General features: G+C 61.1%; 27 protein-coding genes. 18 read left to right on the top strand and 9 right to left on the bottom strand.

Going from position 1 to position 25088, the window contains the following annotated elements:
- Positions 1-57: 57 nt before the first annotated feature.
- From G7016_RS19170 to pdeM, 9 genes are all read left to right on the top strand, one after another.
- The gene (locus G7016_RS19170; protein WP_181117313.1) at positions 58-1074 is read left to right on the top strand and encodes a ligase-associated DNA damage response exonuclease; all 1017 of its coding nucleotides are present in this window, start codon (positions 58-60) and stop codon (positions 1072-1074) included.
- Positions 1071-2729, top strand: coding sequence for an ATP-dependent DNA ligase (locus G7016_RS19165; RefSeq protein WP_181117312.1), 1659 nt, complete (start codon positions 1071-1073; stop codon positions 2727-2729). Before G7016_RS19170 ends, G7016_RS19165 begins: the two co-directional genes overlap by 4 nt.
- Before the next feature lie 235 nt (positions 2730-2964).
- A complete protein-coding gene (locus tag G7016_RS19160; protein WP_181117311.1) occupies positions 2965-3744 on the top strand; it encodes a transporter substrate-binding domain-containing protein in 780 nt (259 codons plus the stop codon).
- A gap of 97 nt (positions 3745-3841) precedes the next feature.
- Positions 3842-4570: an ABC transporter permease gene (locus G7016_RS19155; protein WP_181117310.1), complete on the top strand. Its 729-nt coding sequence runs from the start codon at positions 3842-3844 to the stop codon at positions 4568-4570.
- Positions 4567-5310, top strand: coding sequence for an ABC transporter permease (locus G7016_RS19150; protein WP_375139707.1), 744 nt, complete (start codon positions 4567-4569; stop codon positions 5308-5310). The genes G7016_RS19155 and G7016_RS19150 overlap by 4 nt, the downstream gene beginning before the upstream one ends.
- A gap of 9 nt (positions 5311-5319) precedes the next feature.
- Complete coding sequence (locus G7016_RS19145) at positions 5320-6435, top strand: succinylglutamate desuccinylase/aspartoacylase family protein (protein WP_181117309.1); 1116 nt, start codon at positions 5320-5322, stop codon at positions 6433-6435.
- 13 nt (positions 6436-6448) lie between these two features.
- Positions 6449-7213 (top strand): ABC transporter ATP-binding protein, encoded by a 765-nt coding sequence (locus G7016_RS19140; RefSeq protein WP_181117308.1) that lies wholly within the window; start codon positions 6449-6451, stop codon positions 7211-7213.
- Between the two features lie 64 nt (positions 7214-7277).
- Entirely contained in the window at positions 7278-9758 is a 2481-nt protein-coding gene (locus G7016_RS19135; RefSeq protein WP_181117307.1) for a ligase-associated DNA damage response DEXH box helicase, read from the top strand.
- Positions 9755-10414, top strand: coding sequence for a ligase-associated DNA damage response endonuclease PdeM (gene pdeM, locus G7016_RS19130; RefSeq protein ID WP_181117306.1), 660 nt, complete (start codon positions 9755-9757; stop codon positions 10412-10414). The genes G7016_RS19135 and pdeM overlap by 4 nt, the downstream gene beginning before the upstream one ends.
- Positions 10415-10436: 22 nt before the next feature.
- On the opposite strand, the gene G7016_RS19125 is transcribed toward pdeM, so the two are convergent.
- The 3 genes from G7016_RS19125 to dcd all read right to left on the bottom strand — a co-directional run bounded on the left by G7016_RS19125 (position 10437) and on the right by dcd (position 12218).
- Positions 10437-11240: a transporter substrate-binding domain-containing protein gene (locus G7016_RS19125; RefSeq protein WP_375139185.1), complete on the bottom strand. Its 804-nt coding sequence runs from the start codon at positions 11238-11240 to the stop codon at positions 10437-10439.
- A 92-nt stretch (positions 11241-11332) separates the two neighbouring features.
- Complete coding sequence (locus G7016_RS19120; RefSeq protein WP_181117304.1) at positions 11333-11542, bottom strand: hypothetical protein; 210 nt, start codon at positions 11540-11542, stop codon at positions 11333-11335.
- A gap of 109 nt (positions 11543-11651) precedes the next feature.
- Positions 11652-12218 carry a dCTP deaminase gene (gene dcd / locus G7016_RS19115; protein ID WP_181117303.1) on the bottom strand — a complete coding sequence of 189 codons (567 nt, stop codon included), beginning with the start codon at positions 12216-12218 and terminating at the stop codon, positions 11652-11654.
- A gap of 303 nt (positions 12219-12521) precedes the next feature.
- Between dcd and G7016_RS19110 the strand changes: the two genes are divergently transcribed.
- Entirely contained in the window at positions 12522-12731 is a 210-nt protein-coding gene (locus G7016_RS19110) for a cold-shock protein (protein ID WP_181117302.1), read from the top strand.
- An 83-nt stretch (positions 12732-12814) separates the two neighbouring features.
- Here G7016_RS19110 and apbC read toward each other — a convergent pair whose 3' ends face one another.
- Positions 12815-13909 (bottom strand): iron-sulfur cluster carrier protein ApbC, encoded by a 1095-nt coding sequence (apbC, locus tag G7016_RS19105; RefSeq protein ID WP_181117301.1) that lies wholly within the window; start codon positions 13907-13909, stop codon positions 12815-12817.
- Positions 13910-14034: 125 nt separating this feature from the next.
- On the opposite strand from apbC, the gene metG reads away from it, so the two are divergent.
- The 3 genes from metG (at position 14035) to G7016_RS19090 (ending at position 17035) form a co-directional block, all read left to right on the top strand.
- Positions 14035-16074, top strand: a complete 2040-nt coding sequence (metG, locus tag G7016_RS19100) for a methionine--tRNA ligase (protein ID WP_181117300.1) — start codon at positions 14035-14037, stop codon at positions 16072-16074.
- A gap of 21 nt (positions 16075-16095) precedes the next feature.
- On the top strand, positions 16096-16734 hold the full coding sequence (gene nth, locus G7016_RS19095) for an endonuclease III (protein WP_181117299.1): 639 nt from the start codon (positions 16096-16098) through the stop codon (positions 16732-16734).
- A gap of 118 nt (positions 16735-16852) precedes the next feature.
- A complete protein-coding gene (locus G7016_RS19090; protein WP_181117298.1) occupies positions 16853-17035 on the top strand; it encodes a PA3496 family putative envelope integrity protein in 183 nt (60 codons plus the stop codon).
- 74 nt (positions 17036-17109) lie between these two features.
- Here the strand turns inward: G7016_RS19090 and G7016_RS19085 are convergent, their stop codons facing one another.
- Positions 17110-17742, bottom strand: coding sequence for a response regulator transcription factor (locus G7016_RS19085; protein ID WP_181117297.1), 633 nt, complete (start codon positions 17740-17742; stop codon positions 17110-17112).
- 382 nt (positions 17743-18124) lie between these two features.
- On the opposite strand from G7016_RS19085, the gene G7016_RS19080 reads away from it, so the two are divergent.
- Complete coding sequence (locus G7016_RS19080) at positions 18125-18646, top strand: hypothetical protein (RefSeq protein ID WP_181117296.1); 522 nt, start codon at positions 18125-18127, stop codon at positions 18644-18646.
- A gap of 48 nt (positions 18647-18694) precedes the next feature.
- Here G7016_RS19080 and G7016_RS19075 read toward each other — a convergent pair whose 3' ends face one another.
- Both G7016_RS19075 and G7016_RS19070 read right to left on the bottom strand, forming a co-directional pair.
- Complete coding sequence (locus G7016_RS19075; RefSeq protein ID WP_181117295.1) at positions 18695-19912, bottom strand: argininosuccinate synthase; 1218 nt, start codon at positions 19910-19912, stop codon at positions 18695-18697.
- Between the two features lie 121 nt (positions 19913-20033).
- Positions 20034-21038 carry a flagellar protein MotY gene (locus G7016_RS19070; protein ID WP_181117294.1) on the bottom strand — a complete coding sequence of 335 codons (1005 nt, stop codon included), beginning with the start codon at positions 21036-21038 and terminating at the stop codon, positions 20034-20036.
- A 244-nt stretch (positions 21039-21282) separates the two neighbouring features.
- On the opposite strand from G7016_RS19070, the gene pyrC reads away from it, so the two are divergent.
- The 4 genes from pyrC to bfr all read left to right on the top strand — a co-directional run bounded on the left by pyrC (position 21283) and on the right by bfr (position 23985).
- A complete protein-coding gene (gene pyrC / locus G7016_RS19065) occupies positions 21283-22329 on the top strand; it encodes a dihydroorotase (RefSeq protein ID WP_181117389.1) in 1047 nt (348 codons plus the stop codon).
- Positions 22326-23000 (top strand): ribonuclease T, encoded by a 675-nt coding sequence (gene rnt / locus G7016_RS19060; protein ID WP_181117293.1) that lies wholly within the window; start codon positions 22326-22328, stop codon positions 22998-23000. The genes pyrC and rnt overlap by 4 nt, the downstream gene beginning before the upstream one ends.
- Positions 23001-23125: 125 nt before the next feature.
- Positions 23126-23344: a bacterioferritin-associated ferredoxin gene (locus G7016_RS19055; protein WP_181117292.1), complete on the top strand. Its 219-nt coding sequence runs from the start codon at positions 23126-23128 to the stop codon at positions 23342-23344.
- 161 nt (positions 23345-23505) lie between these two features.
- Positions 23506-23985, top strand: a complete 480-nt coding sequence (gene bfr / locus G7016_RS19050; protein WP_181117291.1) for a bacterioferritin — start codon at positions 23506-23508, stop codon at positions 23983-23985.
- A 67-nt stretch (positions 23986-24052) separates the two neighbouring features.
- Here the strand turns inward: bfr and grxD are convergent, their stop codons facing one another.
- Both grxD and G7016_RS19040 read right to left on the bottom strand, forming a co-directional pair.
- Positions 24053-24394, bottom strand: coding sequence for a Grx4 family monothiol glutaredoxin (grxD, locus tag G7016_RS19045; RefSeq protein WP_181117290.1), 342 nt, complete (start codon positions 24392-24394; stop codon positions 24053-24055).
- 128 nt (positions 24395-24522) lie between these two features.
- Positions 24523-24816 carry a hypothetical protein gene (locus G7016_RS19040; RefSeq protein ID WP_181117289.1) on the bottom strand — a complete coding sequence of 98 codons (294 nt, stop codon included), beginning with the start codon at positions 24814-24816 and terminating at the stop codon, positions 24523-24525.
- Positions 24817-25088: the final 272 nt, after the last annotated feature.

Raw genomic sequence — 25088 nt, 5'->3', positions numbered from 1 at the left:
AACTTCCCCCAACCCCCACTGCTCTGAACAAACAAGCCCTTGTCAGCGAAGCCGCCCATGGACCTTGTTATCGCACGCCCCGAAGGCTTGTATTGCACGGCCGGTGATTTTTACATCGACCCGTGGCGGCCGGTGCCTCGCTCGGTGATCACCCATGGCCATGGGGACCATGCCCGCACGGGCAACGGCCATTACCTGGCGACCGATATCGGCGCCGGGATCCTTCGCTCCCGGCTGGGCACAGACATCAACCTGCAAACCCTGGCCTACGGCGAGCAGCTGGTGCACAACGGGGTCACGATCAGCCTTCATCCTGCCGGCCACGTGTTGGGTTCAGCTCAGGTGCGGCTGGAATACAAAGGCGAGGTGTGGGTCGCGTCCGGGGACTACAAGGTGGAACCGGACGGTACCTGTGCGCCCTTCGAACCGGTGCGTTGCCATACCTTCATTACCGAATCCACCTTCGGCCTGCCGATCTACCGCTGGCAGCCGCAGGCAGAGATTTTCGAGGAGGTGAACCAGTGGTGGCGTGAGAACGCAGCGTCGGGCAAGGCCAGCGTGCTGTTCTGTTATGCCTTCGGCAAGGCCCAGCGCCTGCTGCATGGCATTGATGCCAGCATCGGCCCGATCCTCACCCATGGCTCAGTCGAACCGTTGAACCGGGTGTACCGCGATGCCGGGGTGCACATTCCTCCCACCCACTACGCCGGTGACTTCAAAAAAACCGACGAGGCGCTGCGTTCGGCGCTGATCGTGGCGCCGCCCTCCGCAGGTGGCAGTACGTGGATGCGCCGCTTTGGCGACTACAGTGATGCTTTCGCCAGCGGCTGGATGCGCTTGCGCGGCACCCGTCGCCGGCGCGGTGTGGACCGGGGCTTCGTGCTCTCGGACCACGCCGACTGGCCAGGCCTGTTGTGGGCCATCGAACAAACCGGCGCACAACGGGTGATGGTGACCCATGGTTCGGTGAACGTGCTGGTGCGCTACCTGTGCGACCAAGGCCTGGATGCTCAGGGCTTTACCACCGAATACGGTGACGAGGACGAAGCCGCCACGGAGCCCCAGCCAGAATGAAAGCCTTCGCCAGCCTTTACGCCGAACTCGATGCCACCACTTCCAGCAATGCCAAGCTGGCCGCCCTGCAAGCGTACTTTGCCGAGGCCGCGCCCGAGGATGCGGCTTGGGCGGTGTATTTCCTGTCGGGCGGCCGGCCCCGCCAGCTAGTGCCTACACGCCTGTTGAGGGAGCTGGCTATCGCGCTCTCGGGCCTGCCGGAATGGTTGTTCGAAGAAAGTTACCAGGCGGTGGGCGACCTCGCCGAAACCGTGTCGCTGGTGTTACCGGATTCACCCCATAGCAGCGAAGCGGGCCTGGCGTGGTGGATGGAGCATGAGCTTTTGCCCTTGCGCGGGCTGCCCCCCGAAGAACTGACCCAACGGCTGCCGCCCCTGTGGCTTCAACTGGACCGGCAAAGCCTGATGGTGTGCCTCAAGCTGATCACCGGCAGTTTCCGGGTAGGGGTGTCCAAGCTGCTGGTCACCCGGGCGCTGGCTCAATTGGCCGGGCTGGACAGCAAGCGCGTGGCGCAGCGCCTGGTGGGCTACACCGACCTCTCCCACCGCCCTACTGCCGAGGGCTACCTCAAGCTGATCGCCGCCGAGAGCGATGACGAACATGCACAACGCGGCGGGCAGCCCTACCCCTTCTTTCTCGCTCACGCCCTGCAGCAACCGGTGGAGCAGTTCGATACCCTTCTAGGCCCATGTGACCAATGGCAAGTGGAATGGAAGTGGGATGGTATTCGCGCCCAGATAGTGAAGCGTGACGGCCACCTGTGGGTGTGGTCCCGGGGCGAAGAACTCGTCACGGATCGCTTCCCGGAGTTTCAGGCGCTCACCTGCCTCCCCGACGGCACCGTGATCGACGGAGAGATCGTGGTATGGAAAGCTTCTGAGGGCACCGAGGACGAACCGCCATCGGTGCAACCCTTCGCATTGCTGCAACAGCGCATCGGCCGTAAAACCCTGAGCCGTAAATTGCTGGACGATATCCCGGTGGCATTGCTGGCGTACGACCTGCTCGAACACGAGGGCAAGGATTGGCGCAGTCAACCACAGGCGGACCGTCGTGACATGCTCGAGCAAGTGTGTGGGCACGCGGCCAGCCCTGTGCTGCATCTGTCGCCGGTACTGCAGGGCGACAGCTGGGCCCACCTTGCCCAACAGCGCGAAGCCTCCCGGCGCCTGGGTGTGGAAGGCATGATGCTCAAGGCTCGCGATGCGCTGTACGGTGTAGGCCGCACCAAGGACATGGGCGTGTGGTGGAAGTGGAAGGTCGACCCCTTCACCGTGGACGCGGTGCTCATTTATGCCCAGGCGGGCCATGGGCGCCGCGCCAGCCTGTATACCGACTACACCTTCGCAGTGTGGGACGGCCCTCCGGGTACCGAGCGCACCCTGGTGCCCTTCGCCAAGGCGTATTCGGGGCTGACCGATGCCGAAATGCGCCAGGTGGATGCGATCATTCGTCGCACCACTGTGGAGAAGTTCGGCCCCGTGCGAAGTGTTACCCCTACCTTGGTGTTCGAGCTTGGATTTGAAGGCATCGCCCTGTCAAAACGCCACAAAAGCGGGATCGCCGTGCGTTTTCCGCGCATGCTCCGCTGGCGTCACGATAAGCCCGTGGATGAGGCCGATAGTCTCGCAACGTTACAAGACCTGTTGAGTTGAGCCCCGGCTCGCACCACAATAGCGCCGCCGAAACACTCTGCATCGTAATGGCGCAGGGCGGTTGAACCCTTCGGGGCACCGGTTCGGTCAGAACTGCGACGCAAAGGGATTGCCATGCGTCTCGGCGGCCTGCCCATCAGGGACCATGGTGCGAATATTGCTATCACAATGATGTCTGGCACTCGCCGGTAACGCTGTACCTTCTGGCAAAAACCTTCGTCTTTAAGGACCGCAAATGAAAAAAACATGGCTGACCCTTTCCGCTCTGGCGCTTTGTCTGTCTGCTGGCGGCGCAATGGCCAAGGACTATAAAGAGCTGCGTTTCGGCGTTGATCCTTCCTACGCCCCCTTCGAATCCAAGGCCGCCGATGGCAGCCTGGTGGGCTTCGACATCGACCTGGGCAATGCCATCTGCAAAGAACTGAAGGTCACCTGCAAGTGGGTTGAAAGCGACTTCGACGGGATGATCCCGGGCCTGAAAGCCAATAAGTTCGACGGCGTGATTTCTTCGATGACCGTCACTCAGGCACGTGCCAAGGCCATCGACTTCTCGAACGAGCTGTTCTCCGGCCCAACCGCTTATGTCGGCAAGAAAGGCACCACCCTCACCCTCGAAGCACTCAAGGGTAAAACCGTGGGCTACGAGCAAGGCACCATTCAGGAAGCCTACGCCAAGGCCGTGCTGGACAAGGCTGGCGTGAAAACCCAGGCCTACCAGAACCAGGATCAGGTATACGCCGACCTGGTATCGGGCCGCCTCGACGCCTCCATCCAGGACATGCTGCAAGCCGAACTGGGCTTCCTCAAGTCCCCGCAGGGCGCGGACTACGCTGTGAGCGAGCCGATCGTCAACGAAGAGCACCTGCCGGCCAAAACCGCAGTAGGCATCAAGAAAGGCAACAAGGAACTCCAAGCCCTGCTGAACAAGGGCATCGAGGCGCTGCACAAAGACGGCACCTACGAAGAGATCCAGAAGAAACACTTCGGCGACCTGAACCTGTACAGCGGTAAGTAAGCCTCCCCAAACGGCGCCCGCTCGCGCCCGCACGCTGGTTTCGGCCAGGCGTTCGGGGCGCGGGCGGGCGCCTTTATCGACTGTAAAGGGTTGATACATGCTTGATCACTTGTTGCAGAGCCTGGGGCTCTCGGCATTCAGTCTGAAAGGCTTCGGCCCCCTCCTTCTCGGGGGCACCTGGATGACTGTAAAACTCTCGTTGCTATCGCTGCTGGTGGCCGTTTCCCTCGGCCTGATCGGCGCGAGCGCGAAACTTTCCAGCGTGGCCGCCTTTCGCGTGTGCGCGCAGATCTACACCACACTGATTCGCGGTGTGCCTGACCTGGTATTGATGCTGCTGATTTTCTACAGCTTGCAGATCTGGCTCACCCTGTTCACCGACGCCATGGAGTGGGACTACATCGAGATCAACCCCTTCGCGGCTGGGGTCATTACCCTGGGCTTTATCTATGGGGCGTATTTCACCGAAACCTTCCGTGGCGCCATCCTCGCGGTACCCCGTGGCCAGCAGGAAGCGGCCACCGCTTACGGCCTGTCCCGTGGGCAGCGTTTCCGCTATGTGATCTTCCCGCAGATGATGCGTTACGCCCTGCCCGGCATTGGTAACAATTGGATGGTCATGCTCAAGGCCACCGCCCTGGTGTCGATCATTGGCCTGGCAGACCTGGTAAAAGCCGCGCAGGACGCCGGCAAGAGCACCTATCAACTGTTCTACTTCCTCGTGCTGGCCGGGCTTATCTACCTGCTGATCACCAGCGCCTCGAACTTCGTGCTGCGCCGGCTAGAGCGCCGGTTCAACGCAGGCACCCGGGAGGCCGTCCGATGATCGAGGCACTGCAGAATTACTGGGGCCCGCTGAACGAACTGATTAGCGACTATTGGCGCCCCTTCCTCTATACCGATGGCGTGAACGTGACTGGCCTTGCGATGACGCTGTGGCTGCTCAGCGCCTCCATCGCCATCGGTTTCGTGGTTTCGATTCCCTTGTCCATCGCCCGCGTGTCGCGCAAGTGCTGGATTCGCTGGCCGGTGCAGTTCTACACGTATGTATTCCGTGGAACGCCACTCTACATCCAGTTGCTGATCTGCTACACCGGCATCTACAGCCTGGAAGGCGTGCGCGATCAACCGTTGCTCAACGAGTTTTTCCGCAATGCCATGAACTGCACCATCCTGGCGTTTGCCCTGAACACCTGTGCCTACACCACAGAGATTTTCGCCGGCGCCATCCGCAGCATGGCCCACGGTGAAATCGAAGCAGCCAAGGCCTATGGCCTCAGCGGCTTCAAGCTGTATGCCCATGTGATCATGCCGTCGGTGTTGCGCCGTTCGCTGCCGTTCTACAGCAACGAAGTGATCCTGATGCTGCACTCCACCACGGTCGCCTTCACCGCCACCGTGCCGGACATCCTCAAGGTCGCGCGGGACGCCAATTCGGCCACCTACATGACCTTCGAGTCGTTCGGGATCGCGGCACTGCTGTACCTGGTTGTCACCTTTACCCTGGTTGGGCTGTTCCGCCTTGCCGAACGCCGCTGGCTGGCCTTTCTTGGCCCGGCCCGATAAGGAGATCCGATGAAACAGCAACGCCACGAATTGCTCGCTCCGCTGCCCGGCACCGCGCGGGCCATCGAGAGCTTCCATTTCGGCCCCGAAGGCCAGGGCAAGATCTACATCCAGGCGTCCCTGCACGCTGATGAGATCCCCGGCATGCTGGTAGCCTGGTACCTCAAGCAGCGCTTCAACGAACTGGAGCAGGCCGGCCGCCTGCGCCGCGAAATCGTGCTGGTTCCGGTCGCCAACCCGGTGGGCCTGGAGCAGGTCCTCATGGACACGCCCCTGGGCCGCTACGAGCTGGAAAGCGGCGAAAACTTCAACCGCAGGTTCGTGGACCTCAGCGAGCAGGTGGGCGATGAGATCGAAGCCTCGCTGAGCCAGAATGAGCAACAGAACGTACAGCTTATCCGTGATGCACTACGGCGTGGCCTGTACGCTGAACCGGCCACCACCCAGTTGCAGTCACAGCGCCTGACGTTGCAACGGTTGGCCTGCGACGCCGAAATGGTGCTGGACCTTCACTGCGACTTCGAAGCGGTCGAACACCTCTACACCACGCCTGAGGCCTGGCCCAAGGTGGAGCCGCTGGCCCGCTACCTGGGCTCCCAGGCCAACCTGCTGGCCACCGATTCGGGTGGGCAATCCTTCGACGAATGCTTCAGCCTGGTATGGCACAAGCTGAGCATGCGCTTCGCCGATCGCTTCCCCATTCCACAGGGCAGCTTCTCGGTGACCATCGAGCTGCGCGGCCAGGTGGATGTGAACCACGCACTCGCCAGCCGCGACGCTCAGGCCATCATCAGTTACCTGGAGCAGTACGGCGCCATCGACAGTACGCCCATGGACCAGCCCGAGCTGCTCTACCCCGCTACCCCGTTGGCCGGTGTGGAACCGGTGAGCACGCCGGTGGGTGGCATCCTGGTGTTCTGCTGCATGCCCGGTGAATACCTGGAAGCCGGCCAACTGATCGCCGAGATCATCGACCCGCTGACCGACCGCGTTACCCAGGTGCACAACGAAAAACCAGGGTTGCTCTACGCCCGTTCGCTGCGGCGCATGGCCACCGCCGGCATGGTGGTCGCTCGGATCGCCGGCCCCGAAGCCTACCGCAGCGGTTATCTCCTTTCTCCTTGAGGGCGCCACGCGCATGTACAAACTGACCATCGACGACCTGCACAAGCGCTACGGCGACAACGAAGTGCTCAAGGGCGTTTCGTTGAAAGCCCGCACGGGCGATGTGATCTGCCTGATCGGCGCGAGCGGCTCGGGCAAGAGCACCTTCCTGCGTTGCATCAACTTCCTGGAAACGCCCAACGCCGGCGCCATGAGCCTGGACGGCAACGTGATCGGCATGCGGGAAACCACCCACGGCCTGCACGTGGCCGACCCCGCCGAACTGCAGCGGCTACGCACTCGCCTGGCCATGGTGTTCCAGCACTTCAACCTGTGGAGCCACATGACGGTGCTGGAAAACGTCACCATGGCGCCCCGGCGGGTGTTGGGCGTGAGCAAGCAAGAGGCTGAAACCCGCGCACGCGCCTATCTGGACAAGGTCGGCCTGCCGGCCCGCGTGGCCGATCAGTACCCGGCGTTCCTCTCCGGTGGCCAGCAGCAACGTGTAGCCATCGCCCGGGCCCTGGCCATGGAGCCCGAAGTGATGCTGTTCGACGAGCCAACCTCCGCGCTGGACCCGGAACTGGTGGGTGAAGTGCTGAAGGTGATTCAGGGCCTGGCCGAGGAAGGTCGCACCATGATCATGGTGACCCACGAAATGGCGTTCGCCCGCCAGGTATCGAGCCAGGTGCTGTTCCTCCACCAGGGCCGCGTGGAAGAACAAGGCGTCCCTGCAGACGTGCTGGGCAACCCGAAAAGCGAGCGCCTGCGCCAGTTCCTCAGTGGCAACCTGAAGTAACGGTTAAACGAATCCGTTGCCGGCGTGGTCACTGAAGAAAGCCTTCGGAGCCACGCCGCCCCTCATGCCACGCCCCCCCGATTACGCCAAAGCCTGGTTCGCTGCCTGCGGCTGGAAACCTTTTCCCTTTCAGAAGGCCCTTTGGGCAGCCAGTGCCCGTGGCGAGTCCGGGCTGTTGCACGCCAGCACGGGCTCCGGCAAAACCTACGCCGTGTGGTTCGCGGCGCTGCAAGCCTTCGCTCCGGACGCACCGCCGATCACTGCCAGGCGCAAGGTGGCTGCCCCCTTGCGTGTGCTGTGGATTACCCCCATGCGAGCGCTGGCCGCCGATACGCACCGGGCCTTGCTCGCGCCTGTGGAGGCGCTGGAAATCAACTGGACCGTTGGCCTGCGCACCGGCGACACCAGCAGCGCCGAGCGCGCACGCCAAGGCCGCCGCCTGCCGAGCGCGCTGGTGACCACGCCGGAAAGCCTGACGCTGATGCTCGCCCGCGAGCAGGCGCGCGACGAGCTGGCCACCCTGGGCATGGTGGTGGTGGACGAATGGCACGAACTGCTTGGCAACAAGCGGGGCGTGCAGCTGCAACTGGCCTTGGCGCGGCTACGCCAGTGGAACCCGGCCCTGCGCATATGGGGTATCTCTGCCACCCTGGGCAACCTTGAGCATGCCCAACAGGTGTTGCTGCCCCAGGGCGGCGGTACGCGCATCGAAGGCGGCACCGCCAAAGTCATACAGGTAGACACCTTGCTCCCTGCAGCCATCGAGCGCTTCCCTTGGGCGGGGCACATGGGCCTGCGCATGCTCGATCAAGTGGTGGAGCAGTTGGAGGCAAGCCAGAGCAGCCTGGTCTTCACCAATACCCGTGCGCAATCGGAGGTGTGGTATCAGGCCATTCTCGAAGCGCGGCCTGAATGGGCCGGCCTGATCGCGCTGCATCATGGGTCGCTGTCGCGGGAAGTGCGCGAGTGGGTGGAGATGGCCCTGAAAGAGGGTCATTTGAAGGCCGTGGTGTGTACCTCCAGCCTGGACCTGGGCGTGGACTTTCTGCCCGTGGAGCGCGTGCTGCAAATTGGCTCGGCCAAAGGCGTGGCCCGGTTGATTCAACGTGCCGGGCGGTCCGGGCACGCCCCCGGGCGGCCCTCGCGGGTTACGCTGGTGCCCACCCATAGCCTGGAACTGGTGGAAGCCGCAGCGGCCCACGACGCCCTTGAAGCTCGCCGGGTCGAACCGCGCGAATCGCCCGAAAAGCCGCTGGATGTGCTGGTGCAGCACTTGGTAACCATCGCACTGGGCGGGGGCTTCGTGCCAGATAAGTTGTTGACGGAAGTGCGCAGCGCCTGGGCCTATCGCCACCTTACCGATGACGAATGGGCCTGGGCCCTGGCCTTCGTTCGCCATGGCGGCGCCAGCCTCACTGCCTATCCGGATTACCGCCGGGTGGAGCCTGATGCCGACGGTATCTGGCGGGTACCCGACGCGCGCATTGGCCGTCGTCACCGCATGGGCATCGGCACCATCGTCAGCGATGCCAGCCTGCATTTGAAATACTGGAGCAAAGGCGGCGGGGGCCGATCATTGGGCAGCGTGGAAGAGGGTTTTATCGCGCGGCTACGCCCCGGCGAGGCATTTCTCTTCGCTGGCAAGGTGCTGGAATTGGTGCGGGTCGAAAACATGACTGCCTATGTGAAGCGTGGCAGCGGCAAGAAGCCCTCCGTACCCCGCTGGAATGGCGGGCGCATGCCGCTGTCCAGCGAACTCGCCGATGCCTTGGTCGCCAAGCTGGACGATGCCAGCCAGGGCATTTACGCCAGCGCGCCGATGCGCGCGGTGCGCCCGTTGCTGGAGGTGCAGCAACAATGGTCCGCCCTCCCTACCCGACATACCCTGCTGGCCGAAAGCCTCAAGTCCCGCGAGGGCTGGCACGTGTTCCTGTACCCCTTCGCCGGGCGCCTGGTGCATTTGGGCCTGGCGAGCCTGCTGGCCTGGCGGCTTGGGCAGCAGCGGCCGATCAGTTTCTCGATCGCGGTAAATGACTACGGCCTGGAATTGCTCAGCCCCAGCGAAGTGGACTGGGCGCAGGCGCTGAGCAGCGAAGTGTTATCGCCTGCGGGGTTATTGGAGGACGCTTTGGCCAGCCTGAATGCCGGTGAGTTGGCGTTGCGACGCTTCCGTGAGATCGCGCGTATTTCCGGTTTGGTGTTCGGTGGCTACCCCGGCGCCCAGAAAAGCACCCGACAGGTGCAGGCCTCCAGCGGGCTGTTCTTCGAAGTGTTCAAGCAATATGACGCTGGCAACCTGTTGCTGACCCAGGCGCAGGAGGAGGTGCTGCGCCAAGAGCTGGATGTGGTTCGCCTGGAGCACACACTTGAGCGGATCGCCGAGCGGCAGCTGGACCTACGCACCGTGAAGCGCCCTACTCCGCTGAGTTTTCCACTGTTGGTGGAGCGGATGCGCGAAAGCATGAGCTCCGAGAAGCTGGCAGACCGTATTGCCCGCATGGTGAACGACCTTGAAAAAGCCGCCGGGCCAGAGGCACGACCATGAGCGGTGACCGCGAGTTGATAGTAGCCGGCGAGCAGTTATGGTTGCTGGGCGAGAAAGCCATCTGGTGGCCCAGCCAACGGGCGCTGCTGATCGCCGACGCCCACTTTGGCAAGGCCGCCGCCTATCGCAGCCTGGGCCAGCCAGTGCCCCATGGCACCACAGGTACCAACCTTGCGGTATTGCAGCAGCTGATCGACCGCCACCCGGTAGAGCAACTGATTTTCCTTGGGGACTTTCTTCATGGCCCGGGTTCCCACGCGGCCGGTACGTTGAACCAGTTGCGGGAATGGAGGGCGGCGAACCCGACATTGCGGATTGTGCTGATACGGGGTAACCACGACCACCGCGCCGGAGACCCACCGCCCGACCTGGGCTTTGAAGTGGTTGCCGAGCCATTACTGCTGGGCAACCTGGCCCTGCAGCATGAGCCTCACCCTCACCCGGAACGCCATGTACTGGCCGGGCACGTGCACCCGGTGTTCTTCCTCACCGGCACGGGCCGCCAGCGATTGCGGCTGCCGTGCTTTCACGTAGGCCAACAGGTCACCCTGTTACCGGCCTTTGGCGCGTTCACTGGCGGGTTCGCCGTCGATCGCAAGCCTGGAGTGAAGTTGTTTGTGGTTGGCGATGGGCAGGTGTGGCCGTTGGCGGGGTGAGCGCATAAAACCTGTATGAGCTTTATTTGCGCGCCGGCTGCCAAGGGTAATCCAGCCAGTGCTGCATACGCTGGTCGAACCGGCCGCTGGCAATTTCCAGATGCAGCCATTGATCCACATAGGCCTTCAGGGCCACGTCCTGGGGCAGCAAGGCCGCTTTCTCGGAGAAGTCGAACGGCGCATCGGGATGAACCGCACATAGCTCGGGGTGCAGCTTTTGTTGAAGGCGCGTCTCCACCGCATCCGTCATCATCAGATCAGCCTTGCCCTCTACGATCTGCTCGAAGATGGTGACGTTGTCCGGATGCACCAGGATCTGCGCCTGCTTGAGGTTGGCTCGGGCGAATTTCTCGTTGGTGCCGCCCGGGTTGACCACCGCCTTGACCTGCGGCTGGTCGATCTGGGCCAGGGTCTGATAGCGATCCTTGTTGGCACAGAGGGTGATTGGCGTCTTGCCGTCACGCTGATAGGGCAGCGAGAAAAACGCCTTTTTCTGCCGTTCCAGGTTCACCGATACGCCCGACAGTGCCACGTCGTACTTGTCCGCAGCTAGGTCCGTCATCAGCGATGGCCAGCTGGTAGGCACCACTTCCAGCTTCACCCCGAGGGAGTCGGCCAGGCCCTTCGCGATGTCCAGGTCCAGCCCGATGTACTGGCCGTTGTCGGGTGTCTTGTAGCTGAAGGGCTTGTAATCGCCAGTAGTGCCTACTCGCAGCACGCCACGATCCAGCACGGCTTGCAGATGATTGGGCGGCGGCTCGGCAGCCTGGGCGTAGGGGATGAGGGCAACGGCGAACAGGCAGGAAGCTAGGAACCGCTTGGGCAGGAGCTGAGCACGCATGGCAGGCCTTGATTGTGGTAATTGTAAAAGGGCTTCATCGCGAAGCCCTTTTACCTCAACTGGCTAGCCTGCGTAAATCACGCTACGGGCGCAGGGGGCGGTTGGTCGGGGATGGTGGGTTCACCAGGTTCGCTTGGTTGTTGAAAAGGTGTGTCAGGATCTGGCTGCCCCGGCACGCCTCCCGCCTGCATGACGGAGGGGTTGGCAAGCAGCGACCAGGCGAGCATGCCGACATGGTTCGGCCGCAGCGAGGCGAGCTTTGCACTGATGGTCGGGTCGATTTTCATAGGCACTCCTGAGCGTGGGCCCGTTTCGAAATACAAAATCGGGGAGTTCACACGGTAGAGTGACAGAACCGGGGCAAATTCCCCCGGTTCGTCGGCCCGGCGCAAGTTTTCATGTACGCGGAAGCGTAACCCCGCGTTGGCCTTGATATTTTCCGCCGCGGTCCTTGTACGAGACTTCACATTCTTCATCCGACTCAAGGAACAGCATCTGCGCCACGCCCTCGTTGGCGTAGATCTTCGCCGGCAAGGTGGTGGTGTTGGAGAACTCGAGGGTGACGTGGCCTTCCCACTCCGGTTCCAGCGGGGTCACGTTCACGATGATCCCGCAGCGGGCATAGGTGCTCTTGCCCAGGCAGATGGTCAGCACATTGCGGGGTATGCGGAAATACTCCACGGTGCGGGCCAGCGCGAACGAGTTCGGCGGGATGATGCACACGTCACTCTTGATATCCACGAAGCTCTTTTCGTCGAAATTCTTCGGGTCCACCGTGGCCGAGTTGATATTGGTGAATACCTTGAATTCGTCAGCGCAACGCACATCGTAGCCGTAGCTGGACACCCCGAAGGAAATCACCCGGTCGGCCCCTTCGCCACGCACCTGGCGCTCGACGAAAGGTTCGATCATGCCGTGGTCCTGCGCCATGCGGCGGATCCACTTGTCTGATTTGATGCTCATGGGGGGGCGTCCTGAAAGGGTAGAGATACACGTGCCGTGCATCTTACCGGGCCTGAGGCATGGGTTCAAAGCGCACCGAGGTACGATGGCACTGTCATGGCTCACTCCATTGCCCACTGCGCCTGATGAAAAGGGCATTGGCAGGCCGAGGAAAAAGGTTTAAGGTGGCGCCACTGTGCTGCTTGTGTCACCGGGAATTACTGCAGGATGTTCATCATCAAGAAGAATTTTCATGCTCTTTGCACTCAGTTCCGGCCTGGGCTGTTCCAGCGCCGCAGTTAACTTTGTCCAAGGAGATATACCATGTCCAATCGCCAAAACGGCACCGTCAAGTGGTTCAACGACGAGAAAGGCTACGGCTTCATCACCCCTGAGTCGGGTGACGACCTCTTCGTACACTTCAAAGCCATCCAGTCCGACGGCTTCAAGTCGCTGAAAGAAGGCCAAGCTGTATCCTTCGTCGCTACCCGCGGCCAGAAAGGCATGCAAGCTGAAGAAGTCACTGTTCGCTGAACACTGGCTTGAGCAACACCTCGCTTCGGTGAGGTAGCGCTAAAAAAAACCCCGCCTCGGCGGGGTTTTTTATTGCCTGGATTTCAGTCGTCAGACACGCTGATGGTCGGCAAGGGCGCGGCCTGGGCGGCCTCACGCGCAATGCGTGCGCCTACCCGACGGGCCAGGTCCTGGTAAACCATTGCGATCTGGCTGTCGGGTTCGGCGATCGCCGTGGGTTTGCCGCTGTCGGCCTGCTCGCGGATGGTCATCGACAGGGGCAGCGAAGCGAGCAGCTCCACACCGTATTCTGCCGCCAGGCGAGTACCGCCGCCTTCACCGAACAGGTGTTCGGCATGGCCGCAATTCGAGCAGATGTGCACGGCCATGTTCTCCACCACGCCCAATACCGGGATCTGCACCTTGCGGAACATTTCGACACCCTTGCGGGCGTCCAGCAAGGCCAGGTCTTGCGGCGTGGTCACGATCACCGAACCGGCCACTGGAACCTTTTGCGCGAGGGTGAGCTGGATGTCACCCGTGCCCGGAGGCATGTCGATTACCAGGTAATCCAGGTCATTCCAGGCGGTCTGGGTGATCAGCTGCAGCAAGGCGCCAGACACCATCGGCCCTCGCCACACCACCGGCGTGTTGTCATCGGTAAGAAAGGCCATGGACATGACCTCTACCCCATGGGCCATCAGCGGAACGAACCACTTCTGCTCGCGTACCTGGGGCCGCGTACCTTCAGGGATGCCAAACATCACACCTTGGCTCGGGCCGTAGATATCCGCATCGAGAATGCCCACCTTGGCCCCCTCGCGGGCAAGCGCCAGTGCCAGGTTGGCTGCGGTGGTGGATTTACCCACCCCGCCTTTGCCGGAGGCGACCGCGATGATGTTCTTCACCGTCGCCATCGCCGGAACCTGGGCCTGGGCCTTGTGCGGCTGGATGCTGGAGCGCACATTAACCCTGGCCTGGCTGACCCCTTCCAGGCCTTCGATAGCGATCTGTAGCGTTTGCGCCCAGCCCGCCTGGAACAGCCCTGCGGCGTAACCCAGGCACAGATCGACCTCCACGCGCGGGCCGTCGATACGAACCGCTTCAACGCAGCCGGCGCTGACCGGGTCCTGCTCGAGGTAAGGGTCGGTGTACTGACGCAGCACGTTTTCAATCGCTGCGCGGGTGACGATGCTCATGGCAACTCCCTGGGGCAAGGCTTTCGGATAGCCGCCTATGCTACCTGTTCGGCCCCGCTGATGAAAAAAAAACCGCGGCGCTTTATAGTGGTCGGTCTTCGTTCCAGTTCAAGTAGCCGAGCCTTATGTCCGAGCCACGCCAGATTCTCGTTACCAGCGCCCTGCCCTATGCCAATGGTTCCATCCACCTGGGCCATATGGTCGAGTACATCCAGACCGACGTCTGGGTGCGCTATCAGAAGCTGCGCGGCAACCAGTGCATCTATGTGTGCGCCGACGACGCCCACGGCTCGGCGATCATGCTGCGCGCAGAAAAGGAAGGCATCACCAACGAACAGCTGATCGACGCGGTCAAGGCCGAGCACAGCGCCGACTTCGCCGATTTCCTCGTGGAGTTCGATAATTTCCATTCCACGCACTCGGAAGAAAACCGCGAGCTGTCCAGCGAGATCTACCTGCGCCTTCGTGACGCCGGCCATATCGCCACCCGCTCGGTGACCCAGTACTTCGACCCGGAAAAAAACATGTTCCTGGCCGACCGCTTCATCAAGGGCACCTGCCCCAAGTGCGGCACGCCAGATCAATACGGCGACAACTGCGAGAAATGCGGCGCCACTTACGAGCCCACCGACCTGAAAGATCCGAAGTCGGCTATCTCCGGGGCTACCCCCGTACTTCGGGACTCGAAGCACTTCTTCTTCAAGCTGCCGGATTTCCAGGCCATGCTACAGGCCTGGACCCGCAGCGGTACCCTTCAGGACGCGGTGGCCAACAAATTGGCCGAATGGCTGGATTCGGGCCTTCAGGAGTGGGACATCTCCCGTGACGCGCCCTACTTCGGGTTCGAGATCCCAGGTGAGCCCGGCAAATACTTCTATGTATGGCTGGACGCGCCGATCGGCTACATGGCCAGTTTCAAGAACCTTTGCGCGCGGCGCCCGGAGCTGGACTTCGACGCGTTCTGGGGCAAGGATTCCACCGCCGAGCTGTACCACTTCATCGGCAAGGACATCGTCAACTTCCACGCGCTGTTCTGGCCAGCCATGCTCGAAGGCGCCGGCTTCCGCAAGCCCACTGCCGTGAGCGTGCATGGCTACCTCACCGTGAACGGGCAAAAAATGTCCAAGTCGCGCGGCACCTTCATCAAGGCTCGCACCTACCTGGAACACTTGTCGCCCGAATACCTGCGCTACTACTACGCATCCAAGCTGGGCCGCGGCGTGGACGACCTGGACATGAACCTTGAAGACTTCGTGCAAAAGGTCAATTCCGACCTGATCGGCAAGGTGGTGAACATCGCCAGCCGCTGCGCCGGGTTCATCCACAAGGGCAACGCTGGCCGCCTGGTGGCCGGCAACGCCGAACCGGAACTGACCGCCGCATTCGTGGCGGCCGCCCCAGCTATCGCGGACGCCTATGAAAACCGCGACTTCGCGCGGGCCATGCGGGAAATCATGGCGCTGGCCGATCGCGCCAATGCCTGGATCGCTGACAAGGCGCCCTGGGCCCTGGCCAAGCAGGACGGCAAACAGGCCGAGGTGCAGGCAATCTGTGCGGTTGGCGTCAATCTGTTCCGCTTGCTGATGATCTACCTAAAGCCGGTGCTGCCTACCCTGGCCGCCGATGCCGAAGCGTTTCTCAATGTGGAACCGCTTCGTTGGGACGATCACCATACCCTGCTGGCCGACCATCCGCTCAATGCTTTCAAGCCGCTGATGACGCGTATCGACCCGGCGCGGGTGGAAGCCATGGTGGAGGCCTCGCGGGAAAACCTGGCGCCTACCGCACCGGCGGCACCAACAGGCAACGGCGAGCTGGTAGCCGACCCGCTGGCTTCGGAGATCGACTTCGACGCCTTCGCTGCAGTCGATCTGCGCGTAGCGCGTATCTTGAAGGCCGAAGCGGTGGAAGGCGCGGACAAGCTGCTACGCCTTACGCTGGACCTGGGCGACGAGCAGCGGAATGTCTTCTCGGGTATCAAGAGTGCCTATCCTGATCCGGCAGCATTGGAAGGCCGCCTGACCATGATGATCGCCAACCTCAAGGCACGCAAAATGCGCTTCGGGGTGTCCGAAGGCATGGTGCTGGCGGCCGGCCCTGGCGGTTCGGAGATCTACCTGCTGAGCCCGGACAGCGGCGCCAAGCCTGGGCAGCGGATCAAATAAGTACCTGCAAGGACCCGACCGATGAATGCTGCCAAGCGGCTGGAGATTTTCCGCCGCTTTCACGAAGACAATCCTGAACCTCGGACAGAGCTGGCGTATACCACCGCGTTCGAGTTGTTGATCGCGGTCATTCTGTCGGCGCAGTCCACGGATGTGGGCGTGAACAAGGCCACGGCCCGCTTGTTTCCGGTCGCCAACACCCCCGAAGCCATTCTGGCCCTGGGGGTGGAAGGGCTTTCGGACTACATCAAGACCATCGGCCTTTACAACAGCAAGGCGAAAAACGTCATAGCAACTTGCCGCATGCTGGTCGAACAGCATGGTGGTGTAGTGCCAGAAAGCCGTGAAGCGTTGGAAGCCTTGCCAGGCGTAGGGCGCAAAACGGCGAACGTAGTACTCAACACCGCGTTCCGTCAGCTCACGATGGCGGTGGACACCCATATATTCCGGGTGAGCAACCGCACGCGCATAGCCCCTGGTAAAAACGTGGTCGAGGTAGAAATGGCACTACTGCGGCATGTGCCAAAACCCTACCTGCTTGACGCCCACCACTGGCTCATCCTCCACGGGCGTTACGTTTGTCAGGCCCGCAAGCCTCGTTGCGGTAGCTGCCGTATCGAGGATCTGTGCGAGTACAAGGCAAAAACGTCCGACGATTGAAAAAACCGTTGCGGCGCTATGTTCACGATTGAAAAAATCTCTTTTACCCACCCTGGATTTGCCGATATAAGGTGCGCGAAGAGCGCCCCGTGGATGCCTGCCAGGCTGGAGTGGACGAATGACGACAGAGAAAGAAGAGCTGGAAGTGGTGGACGAAGATTTTGTTGTAATCGACGCCGATGAGGTCGAGCCGGTGGTAGAGGTAACCAAGACCAACCTGAGCAAGCGCCGGACCATCGACAATCTGCTGGAAGAGCGACGCCTGCAGAAACAGCTGGACGACTACAACTTCGATTTCTAGCCGGCTGCGAAGGCCGCTGCCTGGGGAGCCACCGCTCTGGCGGCCCCTTTACCGGGGCCCTGCCCATCGATTGGCTAACCGACGATCCCGTTGCGCTGGGCGACCTCTACCAGGTCCACCAGAGATTTGGCGTTGAGCTTCATGAGCAGCCGGGTTTTATAGGTGCTGACAGTCTTGTTGCTGAGCAGCATCGCATCGGCAATCTGCTTGTTCGTGCGCCCCCGCGCCAGTTGTTGCAAGACCATCATTTCCCGACTGGACAGCCGCTGCACTAATTCCTTCTCGCTCACGTTCCCCATATGGCTGCGAACTGGATGCAGTGCCTGGTTGGGAAAATAGCTGTAACCCGACAATACTGCCTTGATCGCGCTCAACAACTCCGTGAGATCCTGCTGTTTGCACACATAGCCCGCCGCCCCCGCCTGCATGCACCGCATCGAAAAGTGACCGGGCGCCTGGGAAGTGAGTACCAGCACACGCATGTGCGAAATTGAGCCCGCGGTAAGGCGGCTGATGACTTCCAATCCATCCAGCCTGGGGATACCAATATCCAGGATAACGATATCGGGCTGCGCTTCGCGGGCCAGTTGCAGTGCATCCGCGCCGTTGTCGGTTTCGCCGACGACATCGTAACCATGGCGTTCCATTAACATACGTACCGCCAGGCGTATCACGGGATGGTCATCCACGATGAGTACTTTGTTCATGAGCTAATCCGATTGTTACTGTTTATTGTGGAGCAAGGAAACATAGCCCAGTTTTCAGTGGCAGGTGTTACCGGAATTGCTGGTTAGTGGAGTCTAAGATTCTCCTTACATGCGTGATCGAAATATCCTACAACTAACCCCGAGCGTTCGATTCCTGGATGCGGCGTGCATGGCAATGAGTCGGGAACGTTACACGCCCCTTCCCCGGACATCAATTGCGGCGCCCGGTTTTAAGCTGTCAACCTGTTACAGGTTACCGGTTTTACGGATAACTTCGGTTAAAAGGGCATCACTTCGCTCTAGCGTTATCTAGTGCGGGAACCTGCCGGGCAAGCCCTATGCTGGTATCGAGACCGCAACGGTCGCCTTCCAAGGACAAGGAATGACCATGAATATTTCGGCCCACTCCATCAATAACCCCCTTGCACTTATCGCAGTGCTTGCCGCCACCACCGAAGCCTCTGCCCTGGCCAGCCTCCCCCTGCTCGACGTGCGCAACCAGCAGGTATTCGTCTGGTTCCTTGTAGGCTTCCCCCCGTTTCTGACCGCTCTTTTTTTCATAACCTTGAATTTCAACCGGCAGGCTTTCACAGCCGGAAACGCTGACCCGCAAGCCCGATACCAGGAAGAACCCGGCATCCCAGAAGCAGCAGCCATTGAGTGCCCCGAGACAACCGCCAAGCCTGCCCTTCCTGGCACGCCCGCCTCGCCTTCGCTTTCGCCTGCGCACAGCACTGCCGATAGTGGCCTGAAACCCGTGTCGGTCGAATTACAGATCGTGGATAACGTTGATGAACTAGAACGCAAGGCGTTGTTTACTCTGGTACAGGAATGGGCCCAAGGCACCCATGAAGAGGGGACGCAAGCGAAGCCGTGTGGCCTGATGTTGCTGAAACGAACCTGAAAAAAAACCGCGGCCCAGGCCGCGGTTCTTGTATGGCACGTACGCACCTCAACCGAGGTGGCGGCCTTTGTTTGCGGCAATCCTCATGCGCAAAGCGTTGAGCTTGATGAAGCCTGCGGCGTCCGCCTGGTTGTAGGCCCCACCGTCCTCCTCGAAGGTCGCGATGGTGGCATCGAACAGCGAATCATCGGATTTGCGACCTACAACGATGACGTTGCCTTTGTACAGCTTCAGGCGCACTACCCCATTCACATGGGCCTGGGAGGCATCGATCATCTGCTGCAGCATCAGCCGCTCGGGGCTCCACCAGTAACCGGTGTAGATCAGGCTGGCATAACGCGGCATCAGCTCATCCTTGAGGTGAGCGACTTCGCGGTCGAGGGTGATCGACTCGATCGCCCGGTGCGCCTTGAGCATGATGGTGCCGCCGGGGGTTTCGTAGCAGCCGCGGGATTTCATGCCCACATAGCGGTTTTCGACGATATCGAGACGGCCGATACCGTTCTCGCCACCGATGCGGTTGAGGTCAGCCAGCACGGTTGCCGGGCTTTTTTCCACGCCGTCGATAGCGACGATATCGCCGTTGCGGTAGGTCAATTCCAGATAGGTCGGCGTATTCGGCGCGGCCTCGGGTGAAACCGTCCAACGCCACATATCCTCTTCGTGCTCGGTCCAGGTGTCTTCCAGCACACCGCCTTCGTAGGAGATGTGCAGCAGGTTGGCATCCATCGAGTACGGGGACTTCTTCTTGCCGTGGCGCTCGATCGGGATAGCGTGCTTCTCGGCGTAATCCATCAGCTTCTCGCGGGACAACAAGTCCCATTCACGCCACGGAGCGATCACCTTCACGCCCGGCTTGAGCGCGTAGGCGCCCAACTCGAAGCGCACTTGATCATTGCCCTTGCCGGTAGCACCATGGCTGATGGCATCCGCGCCGGTTTCGTTGGCGATTTCGATCAGGCGCTTGGCAATCAGCGGACGGGCGATCGACGTACCCAGCAGGTACTCGCCTTCGTATACGGTATTGGCGCGGAACATCGGGAATACGAAATCACGCACGAATTCTTCGCGCAGGTCGTCGATGTATACCTCTTTCACGCCCATTGCCTGGGCCTTGGCACGCGCGGGCTCGACTTCCTCGCCCTGGCCCAGGTCAGCGGTGAAGGTCACCACTTCGCAGTTGTAGGTATCCTGCAGCCACTTGAGGATCACCGAGGTGTCCAGGCCGCCGGAATATGCCAGAACGACCTTTTTTACGTCCGCCATGCCATCACTCCACGGGGTTTTGCTGAAAGCCGCCGATTCTACCGCCGACCGCCGTGGAATTACAGTAGCGCGACAGGCACTGTTAGTGAAGCGACAATAAACGCGGCCATTCGCGCGGTCTTCAGCCCTTCGCGGCCGGTTTGCCTGCAGCCGGAGCAGAGGCAGGCACCGCCGCCGGTGCGCTTGCGGGTGCTGGCGCGGCGGCCGGCGCTGGTGCTGCCTCGGTTGGTGCAACCGCAGGGGCCGGCGCAACATCAGCCACCGGTTTTTTCGCAAGCTCGATGTTCACCCGCCGGTTACGGGCACGGTTGGCAGCGGAGTTGTTGGGCACCAGGGGGTACTGCTCGCCGTGGAAGCGCACGTCGATGCGCTCTTCCGGCACGCCATGGGCTTTGAGGTAGTCGGCCACAGCCAGCGCTCGTCGGCGCGACAATTCGCGGTTGGTGAGGCGATTGCCGCTGTTGTCCGAATGCCCATCCAGTTCGATATGGTTGACCGCAGGATCTGCCTTCATGAACGCCAGGATAGTGTCCAGGCGCGCCTTGGCCCCCGCACTCAGGTCCACACCGGTGCCCGGGAAGGGAATCTGGCTCATGCGCACCTGATCGAAATTCATCGGCAACAGCTTTGCCGTGCACGCTTGATAGTCATTCCATGCCTTGGTGAATTTGACCGGCAACAGGCGTACTTCCATTGGCTGCCCCGTCTCGCTGGAGACAGTGCGCACCACCGTGCTGCGACCTTCCATCAGCCCGCTGATAAGGCCGCTGGCCTGTCCTTGACTGGACGTCAGCACAACAGGCCCACCGCTCAGACGCGCCGCGCCAAGACTGATGTCTGCCCTGCCCGGCTGCCAAGGCGCCGCAGCGGCCATCAGTGTGGCGCTGCCCGTCCCCAGCGCGGCAATGCTGGTATTAAGGCGGAACACCACTTTTTCGCCAGCCCGGCGAACGAACTGGCCTTCGCCGAAATCAGCGACTGGCTGGCTCAAGCGGCATTCGAAGGCATCGCCCTCGACCTTCCACTCCACATTTTCCAGCCTTGTCTGGAAGGTGAACGCCATCGCCGGCGCTGTAGCGAGGCCACAGGCGATCAAGGATAAACAGGCAAGGAAACGATGGCCCACGGCGGACTCCGGTGCAGATGACTACGTACCCACTGCGTATCGGTCGTCTCGCGTCAAACTTGATAGCGGATGCTGCCACGAGGCTTTTCCGGTAGCATTCGCCCAAGCCCGTCATACTGGCAGCTAGCAGCGACGCCTCGGCGATGGCAGCGCCTGGCCGGGCCGCGCTCGGCCAGGGCTGCGGTTTCGCCGTACCCGCTTCGCTGCCGGCGCCCCCATGAGTTCGACCCGCCTGGTACCTTTCATGTCCGACCGCATTACCCTGCTACGTCCAGACGACTGGCACATTCACCTACGCGACGGCACCGCCCTGGCCCAGACCGTTGCCGACGTCGCGCGCAACTTCGGCCGCGCAATCATCATGCCCAACCTTGTGCCACCGGTGCGTAACGCCGAGCAGGCGGGCGAGTATCGTCAGCGCATCCTGGCCGCTCGCCCGGCCGGCAGCGCTTTCGAACCTTTGATGGTGCTCTACCTCACCGACCGTACCCAGCCCGATGACATCCGGTCGGCCAAGGCCAGTGGTTATGTACATGCCGCCAAGCTGTACCCGGCAGGCGCAACCACCAACTCCGATTCCGGTGTAACGTCCATCGATCGGTTGTTCCCGGTGCTTGAAGCCATGGCCGAGGAAGGCATGCCGCTGCTGGTGCACGGTGAAGTGACCCACGCGGATATCGACGTCTTCGATCGCGAAAAAGCCTTCATCGACGAACACATGAGCCGGATCGTCGCGCGCTTTCCCACGCTCAAGGTGGTGTTCGAGCACATCACTACCGCTGACGCGGTTGCGTTCGTGAACGCTGCCAACAGCAACGTGGGCGCCACCATTACCGCCCACCATCTGCTGTACAACCGCAACCACATGCTGGTCGGAGGCATTCGGCCGCACTTCTATTGCTTGCCGATCCTCAAGCGCAATACCCATCAGGACGCGTTGATCGAAGCCGCTACCAGCGGCAATACGAAGTTCTTTCTGGGTACCGATTCTGCGCCTCATGCACGTCATGCCAAGGAAGCCGCCTGCGGTTGCGCGGGTTGCTACACCGCCTATGCCGCGATCGAGCTGTATGCCGAGGCCTTCGATCAGGCGGGCAGGCTTGATCAGCTGGAAGGTTTCGCCAGCCTGCACGGGCCCCGGTTCTATGGCCTGCCGGTCAATACCTCGAAGATCACCCTTGCCCGCGAAAGCTGGATAGCGCCGTCGGCCCTGGCCTTCGGCGAACATGAAGTCGTGCCCCTGCGTGCGGGTGAAGCCCTGCAGTGGCGAGTAGTGGAGACACAAGCGTGAGCGAAGACCAATTCGAAGACGACCTCGACGGCCCGTCCTCATCCAGCAGCCGCCACCCCATGGCGGCTCGCTTTCGGGGCTATCTGCCGGTAGTGGTGGATGTGGAAACCGGTGGTTTCAACAGCGCCACCGACGCGTTGCTGGAAATTGCAGCGACCACGATCGGGATGGACGAAAAGGGCTTTGTGTTTCCGGACCATACCTGGTTCTTCCGTGTAGAGCCGTTCGCCGGCGCTAACATCGAGGCGGCCGCGCTTGAGTTCACCGGTATCAAGCTCGACCACCCGCTGCGCATGGCAGTGAGCGAGGAAAGCGCGCTCACGGATATCTTCCGCGGCGTGCGCAAGGCGCTCAAGGCCAATGGTTGCAAGCGCGCGATCCTGGTGGGCCACAACAGCAGTTTCGATCTTGGCTTCCTCAATGCGGCGGTCGCCCGCAACGACCTCAAGCGCAACCCGTTCCATCCGTTCTCCAGCTTCGACACCGCTACGCTTGCCGGGCTGGCTTATGGGCAGACGGTTCTGGCGAAGGCGTGCCAGAGCGCGGACATCGACTTCGACGGGCGCGAGGCCCACTCGGCCCGCTACGACACCGAGAAAACCGCCGAGCTGTTCTGCGGCATCGTGAACCGCTGGAAGGACATGGGTGGCTGGCGCGATTTCGACGCCTGATTTCATGACAAGCGCCGGGTACCTTTCATCGCCCGGCGCTTCAATCTCTCCTTGTCGTTTTGACACGCATTCTCATTAACATTAAGATCCGGGCATTCGAGTCATACAGCGACGGTGCCAGCGATATGTATGTTTGCCTCTGCACAGGTGTTACCGACGGTCAGATCCGTGAAGCCATCTATGAAGGCTGCTGCAGTTATCGGGAAGTCCGCCAGGCTACAGGGGTAGCCAGCCAGTGCGGGAAATGCGCCTGCCTTGCCAAGGAAGTGGTTCGTGACACCCTCGCGGAAGTCCGCACTGCCCAAGCCGTTTCGACCTTTCCAGCAGAGTTCACGGCTGCCTGACCAAACCGCCTGCTTTTCATTCGCTTTCCCATTGGCGGTTTAACGCAAATTCCTTCCATTGCCGTTCACATTCGCGATGGTTTGTGCTGCAAATGCCCGTTTGACACCGCCTTTTCCGGCGCGCAAACTTTCGGGCATCTGCACCTGCACAGGCAAAAATCATGAAAGGTGACGTCAGCGTCATACAGCATCTCAATCGTGTTCTCGGCAACGAGCTGATCGCCATCAATCAGTATTTCCTGCATGCGCGCATGTACGAAGACTGGGGCCTTAACAAGCTCGGCAAGCACGAGTACGACGAGTCCATCGATGAGATGAAACACGCCGACAAGCTCATCAAGCGGATTCTGTTCCTGGAAGGTATTCCCAACGTTCAAGAGCTGGGCAAGCTGTTGATCGGTGAGCATACCCGCGAGATGCTCGAATGCGACCTGAAGCTTGAGCAGAAAGGCGTAATGGACTTGCGCGCCGCCATCGCCCACTGCGAAACCGTAGGGGATTACGGTAGCCGGGACCTGCTCGAGGATATCCTCGAATCCGAGGAAGAACACATCGACTGGCTGGAAACCCAGCTGGGCCTGATCGACAAGATCGGCATCGAAAACTACCTGCAATCCGGAATGGGCGACGAAGACGCCTGATGTTCCCGAGCGCAATTAAAAAGCCCCGCCAGTGCGGGGCTTTTTATTCCAGGCTGCCGTCAGGCATTCATGCGCCGGCCTGAGGCTCTGCCGTTTTGGCGACAGCGCCTTTGATCAGGGTTTGCAGCTCGCCATTGGCCGCCATCTCGGCAACGATATCGCTGCCGCCTACCAGTTCGCCCGCTACCCACAGCTGCGGGAACGTAGGCCAGTTGGCGTACTTGGGCAGGTTGGCGCGAATTTCGGGATTCTGAAGAATATCCACATAAGCGAATTTCTCGCCGCAACCCATGATCGCTTGCACCGCACGTGCGGAGAAGCCGCATTGCGGAGCGTTGGGCGAGCCCTTCATGTAGAGCAGGACGGTGTTGCTGGCGATCTGGTCTTTGATGGTTTCAATGATATCCATGGGCACCTCAGGCTTGGCTACTCGACACCTGCGCGTCGACACGTGCCGCCATTGTAACGGAAAGCCGAGTGCAACGCTCGGTCTTCACCGGGCTGGCCTGCTGTTCCACCTGCTCCAGACAGCAACGCCTACTGCATCGCATTGCCGGAAGGCGGACTGAGCATTTCGATCTCGATAATGGTTTCGACTTCGTCCTGCGAAACATTTACGCCGGTCATCTCGCCGATGATCTGCCAGTGGGCGTCCAGCTCCGAGCTGATTGTCGCCATTCGATCGATCATGCGCCGACCCGTCTCGCGGGCTATCTTGTCTTCGCTTCGTAGCAACTCGAATGACATGGTGGTGATCGCTGCGGTGAGATGGGTCAGCGTGCGGGCCGTTAACCCAAGCAACTCCATCAACTGTTTTTCCTTCGCTTCCATTCGGGACTCCCTGTGTCGCGTGGGGCGCATTATCACCCACGGCAGAGCGTTGTGGAATGCTGTCACGTCAAAGCAGCCTGTTTGATGTGACACCCCTCAAGAAACGGACTCCACCCTGCGGCCGGCGTTCACCCCGATAGCGACGAATGGCATGGTGACATGCCCGGCAATGGTATGGCGTTGAAAATCTGTGACAGCCGTTGGTAATAGGCGACATTTTTTTATACCATCGCGTCCTCCTTAACGATTCGCCGCCCCGTGCGGCCTTCGCC

The organism is Pseudomonas japonica (genome assembly GCF_013522925.1).
Lineage (GTDB): Bacteria > Pseudomonadota > Gammaproteobacteria > Pseudomonadales > Pseudomonadaceae > Aquipseudomonas > Aquipseudomonas japonica_A.
This window is presented reverse-complemented; position numbering and strand designations above follow the sequence as displayed.

What these genes read in the sequence shown, in the direction of transcription:
- G7016_RS19170 (WP_181117313.1), top strand. Translation starts at nt 58, where the DNA reads ATGGACCTTGTTATCGCACGCCCCGAAGGCTTGTATTGCACGGCCGGT.
- G7016_RS19165 (WP_181117312.1), top strand. Translation starts at nt 1,071, where the DNA reads ATGAAAGCCTTCGCCAGCCTTTACGCCGAACTCGATGCCACCACTTCC.
- G7016_RS19160 (WP_181117311.1), top strand. Translation starts at nt 2,965, where the DNA reads ATGAAAAAAACATGGCTGACCCTTTCCGCTCTGGCGCTTTGTCTGTCT.
- G7016_RS19155 (WP_181117310.1), top strand. Translation starts at nt 3,842, where the DNA reads ATGCTTGATCACTTGTTGCAGAGCCTGGGGCTCTCGGCATTCAGTCTG.
- G7016_RS19150 (WP_375139707.1), top strand. Translation starts at nt 4,567, where the DNA reads ATGATCGAGGCACTGCAGAATTACTGGGGCCCGCTGAACGAACTGATT.
- G7016_RS19145 (WP_181117309.1), top strand. Translation starts at nt 5,320, where the DNA reads ATGAAACAGCAACGCCACGAATTGCTCGCTCCGCTGCCCGGCACCGCG.
- G7016_RS19140 (WP_181117308.1), top strand. Translation starts at nt 6,449, where the DNA reads ATGTACAAACTGACCATCGACGACCTGCACAAGCGCTACGGCGACAAC.
- G7016_RS19135 (WP_181117307.1), top strand. Translation starts at nt 7,278, where the DNA reads ATGCCACGCCCCCCCGATTACGCCAAAGCCTGGTTCGCTGCCTGCGGC.
- pdeM (WP_181117306.1), top strand. Translation starts at nt 9,755, where the DNA reads ATGAGCGGTGACCGCGAGTTGATAGTAGCCGGCGAGCAGTTATGGTTG.
- G7016_RS19120 (WP_181117304.1), bottom strand. Translation starts at nt 11,542, where the DNA reads ATGAAAATCGACCCGACCATCAGTGCAAAGCTCGCCTCGCTGCGGCCG.
- dcd (WP_181117303.1), bottom strand. Translation starts at nt 12,218, where the DNA reads ATGAGCATCAAATCAGACAAGTGGATCCGCCGCATGGCGCAGGACCAC.
- G7016_RS19110 (WP_181117302.1), top strand. Translation starts at nt 12,522, where the DNA reads ATGTCCAATCGCCAAAACGGCACCGTCAAGTGGTTCAACGACGAGAAA.
- apbC (WP_181117301.1), bottom strand. Translation starts at nt 13,909, where the DNA reads ATGAGCATCGTCACCCGCGCAGCGATTGAAAACGTGCTGCGTCAGTAC.
- metG (WP_181117300.1), top strand. Translation starts at nt 14,035, where the DNA reads ATGTCCGAGCCACGCCAGATTCTCGTTACCAGCGCCCTGCCCTATGCC.
- nth (WP_181117299.1), top strand. Translation starts at nt 16,096, where the DNA reads ATGAATGCTGCCAAGCGGCTGGAGATTTTCCGCCGCTTTCACGAAGAC.
- G7016_RS19090 (WP_181117298.1), top strand. Translation starts at nt 16,853, where the DNA reads ATGACGACAGAGAAAGAAGAGCTGGAAGTGGTGGACGAAGATTTTGTT.
- G7016_RS19085 (WP_181117297.1), bottom strand. Translation starts at nt 17,742, where the DNA reads ATGAACAAAGTACTCATCGTGGATGACCATCCCGTGATACGCCTGGCG.
- G7016_RS19080 (WP_181117296.1), top strand. Translation starts at nt 18,125, where the DNA reads ATGACCATGAATATTTCGGCCCACTCCATCAATAACCCCCTTGCACTT.
- G7016_RS19075 (WP_181117295.1), bottom strand. Translation starts at nt 19,912, where the DNA reads ATGGCGGACGTAAAAAAGGTCGTTCTGGCATATTCCGGCGGCCTGGAC.
- pyrC (WP_181117389.1), top strand. Translation starts at nt 21,283, where the DNA reads ATGTCCGACCGCATTACCCTGCTACGTCCAGACGACTGGCACATTCAC.
- G7016_RS19055 (WP_181117292.1), top strand. Translation starts at nt 23,126, where the DNA reads ATGTATGTTTGCCTCTGCACAGGTGTTACCGACGGTCAGATCCGTGAA.
- bfr (WP_181117291.1), top strand. Translation starts at nt 23,506, where the DNA reads ATGAAAGGTGACGTCAGCGTCATACAGCATCTCAATCGTGTTCTCGGC.
- grxD (WP_181117290.1), bottom strand. Translation starts at nt 24,394, where the DNA reads ATGGATATCATTGAAACCATCAAAGACCAGATCGCCAGCAACACCGTC.
- G7016_RS19040 (WP_181117289.1), bottom strand. Translation starts at nt 24,816, where the DNA reads ATGGAAGCGAAGGAAAAACAGTTGATGGAGTTGCTTGGGTTAACGGCC.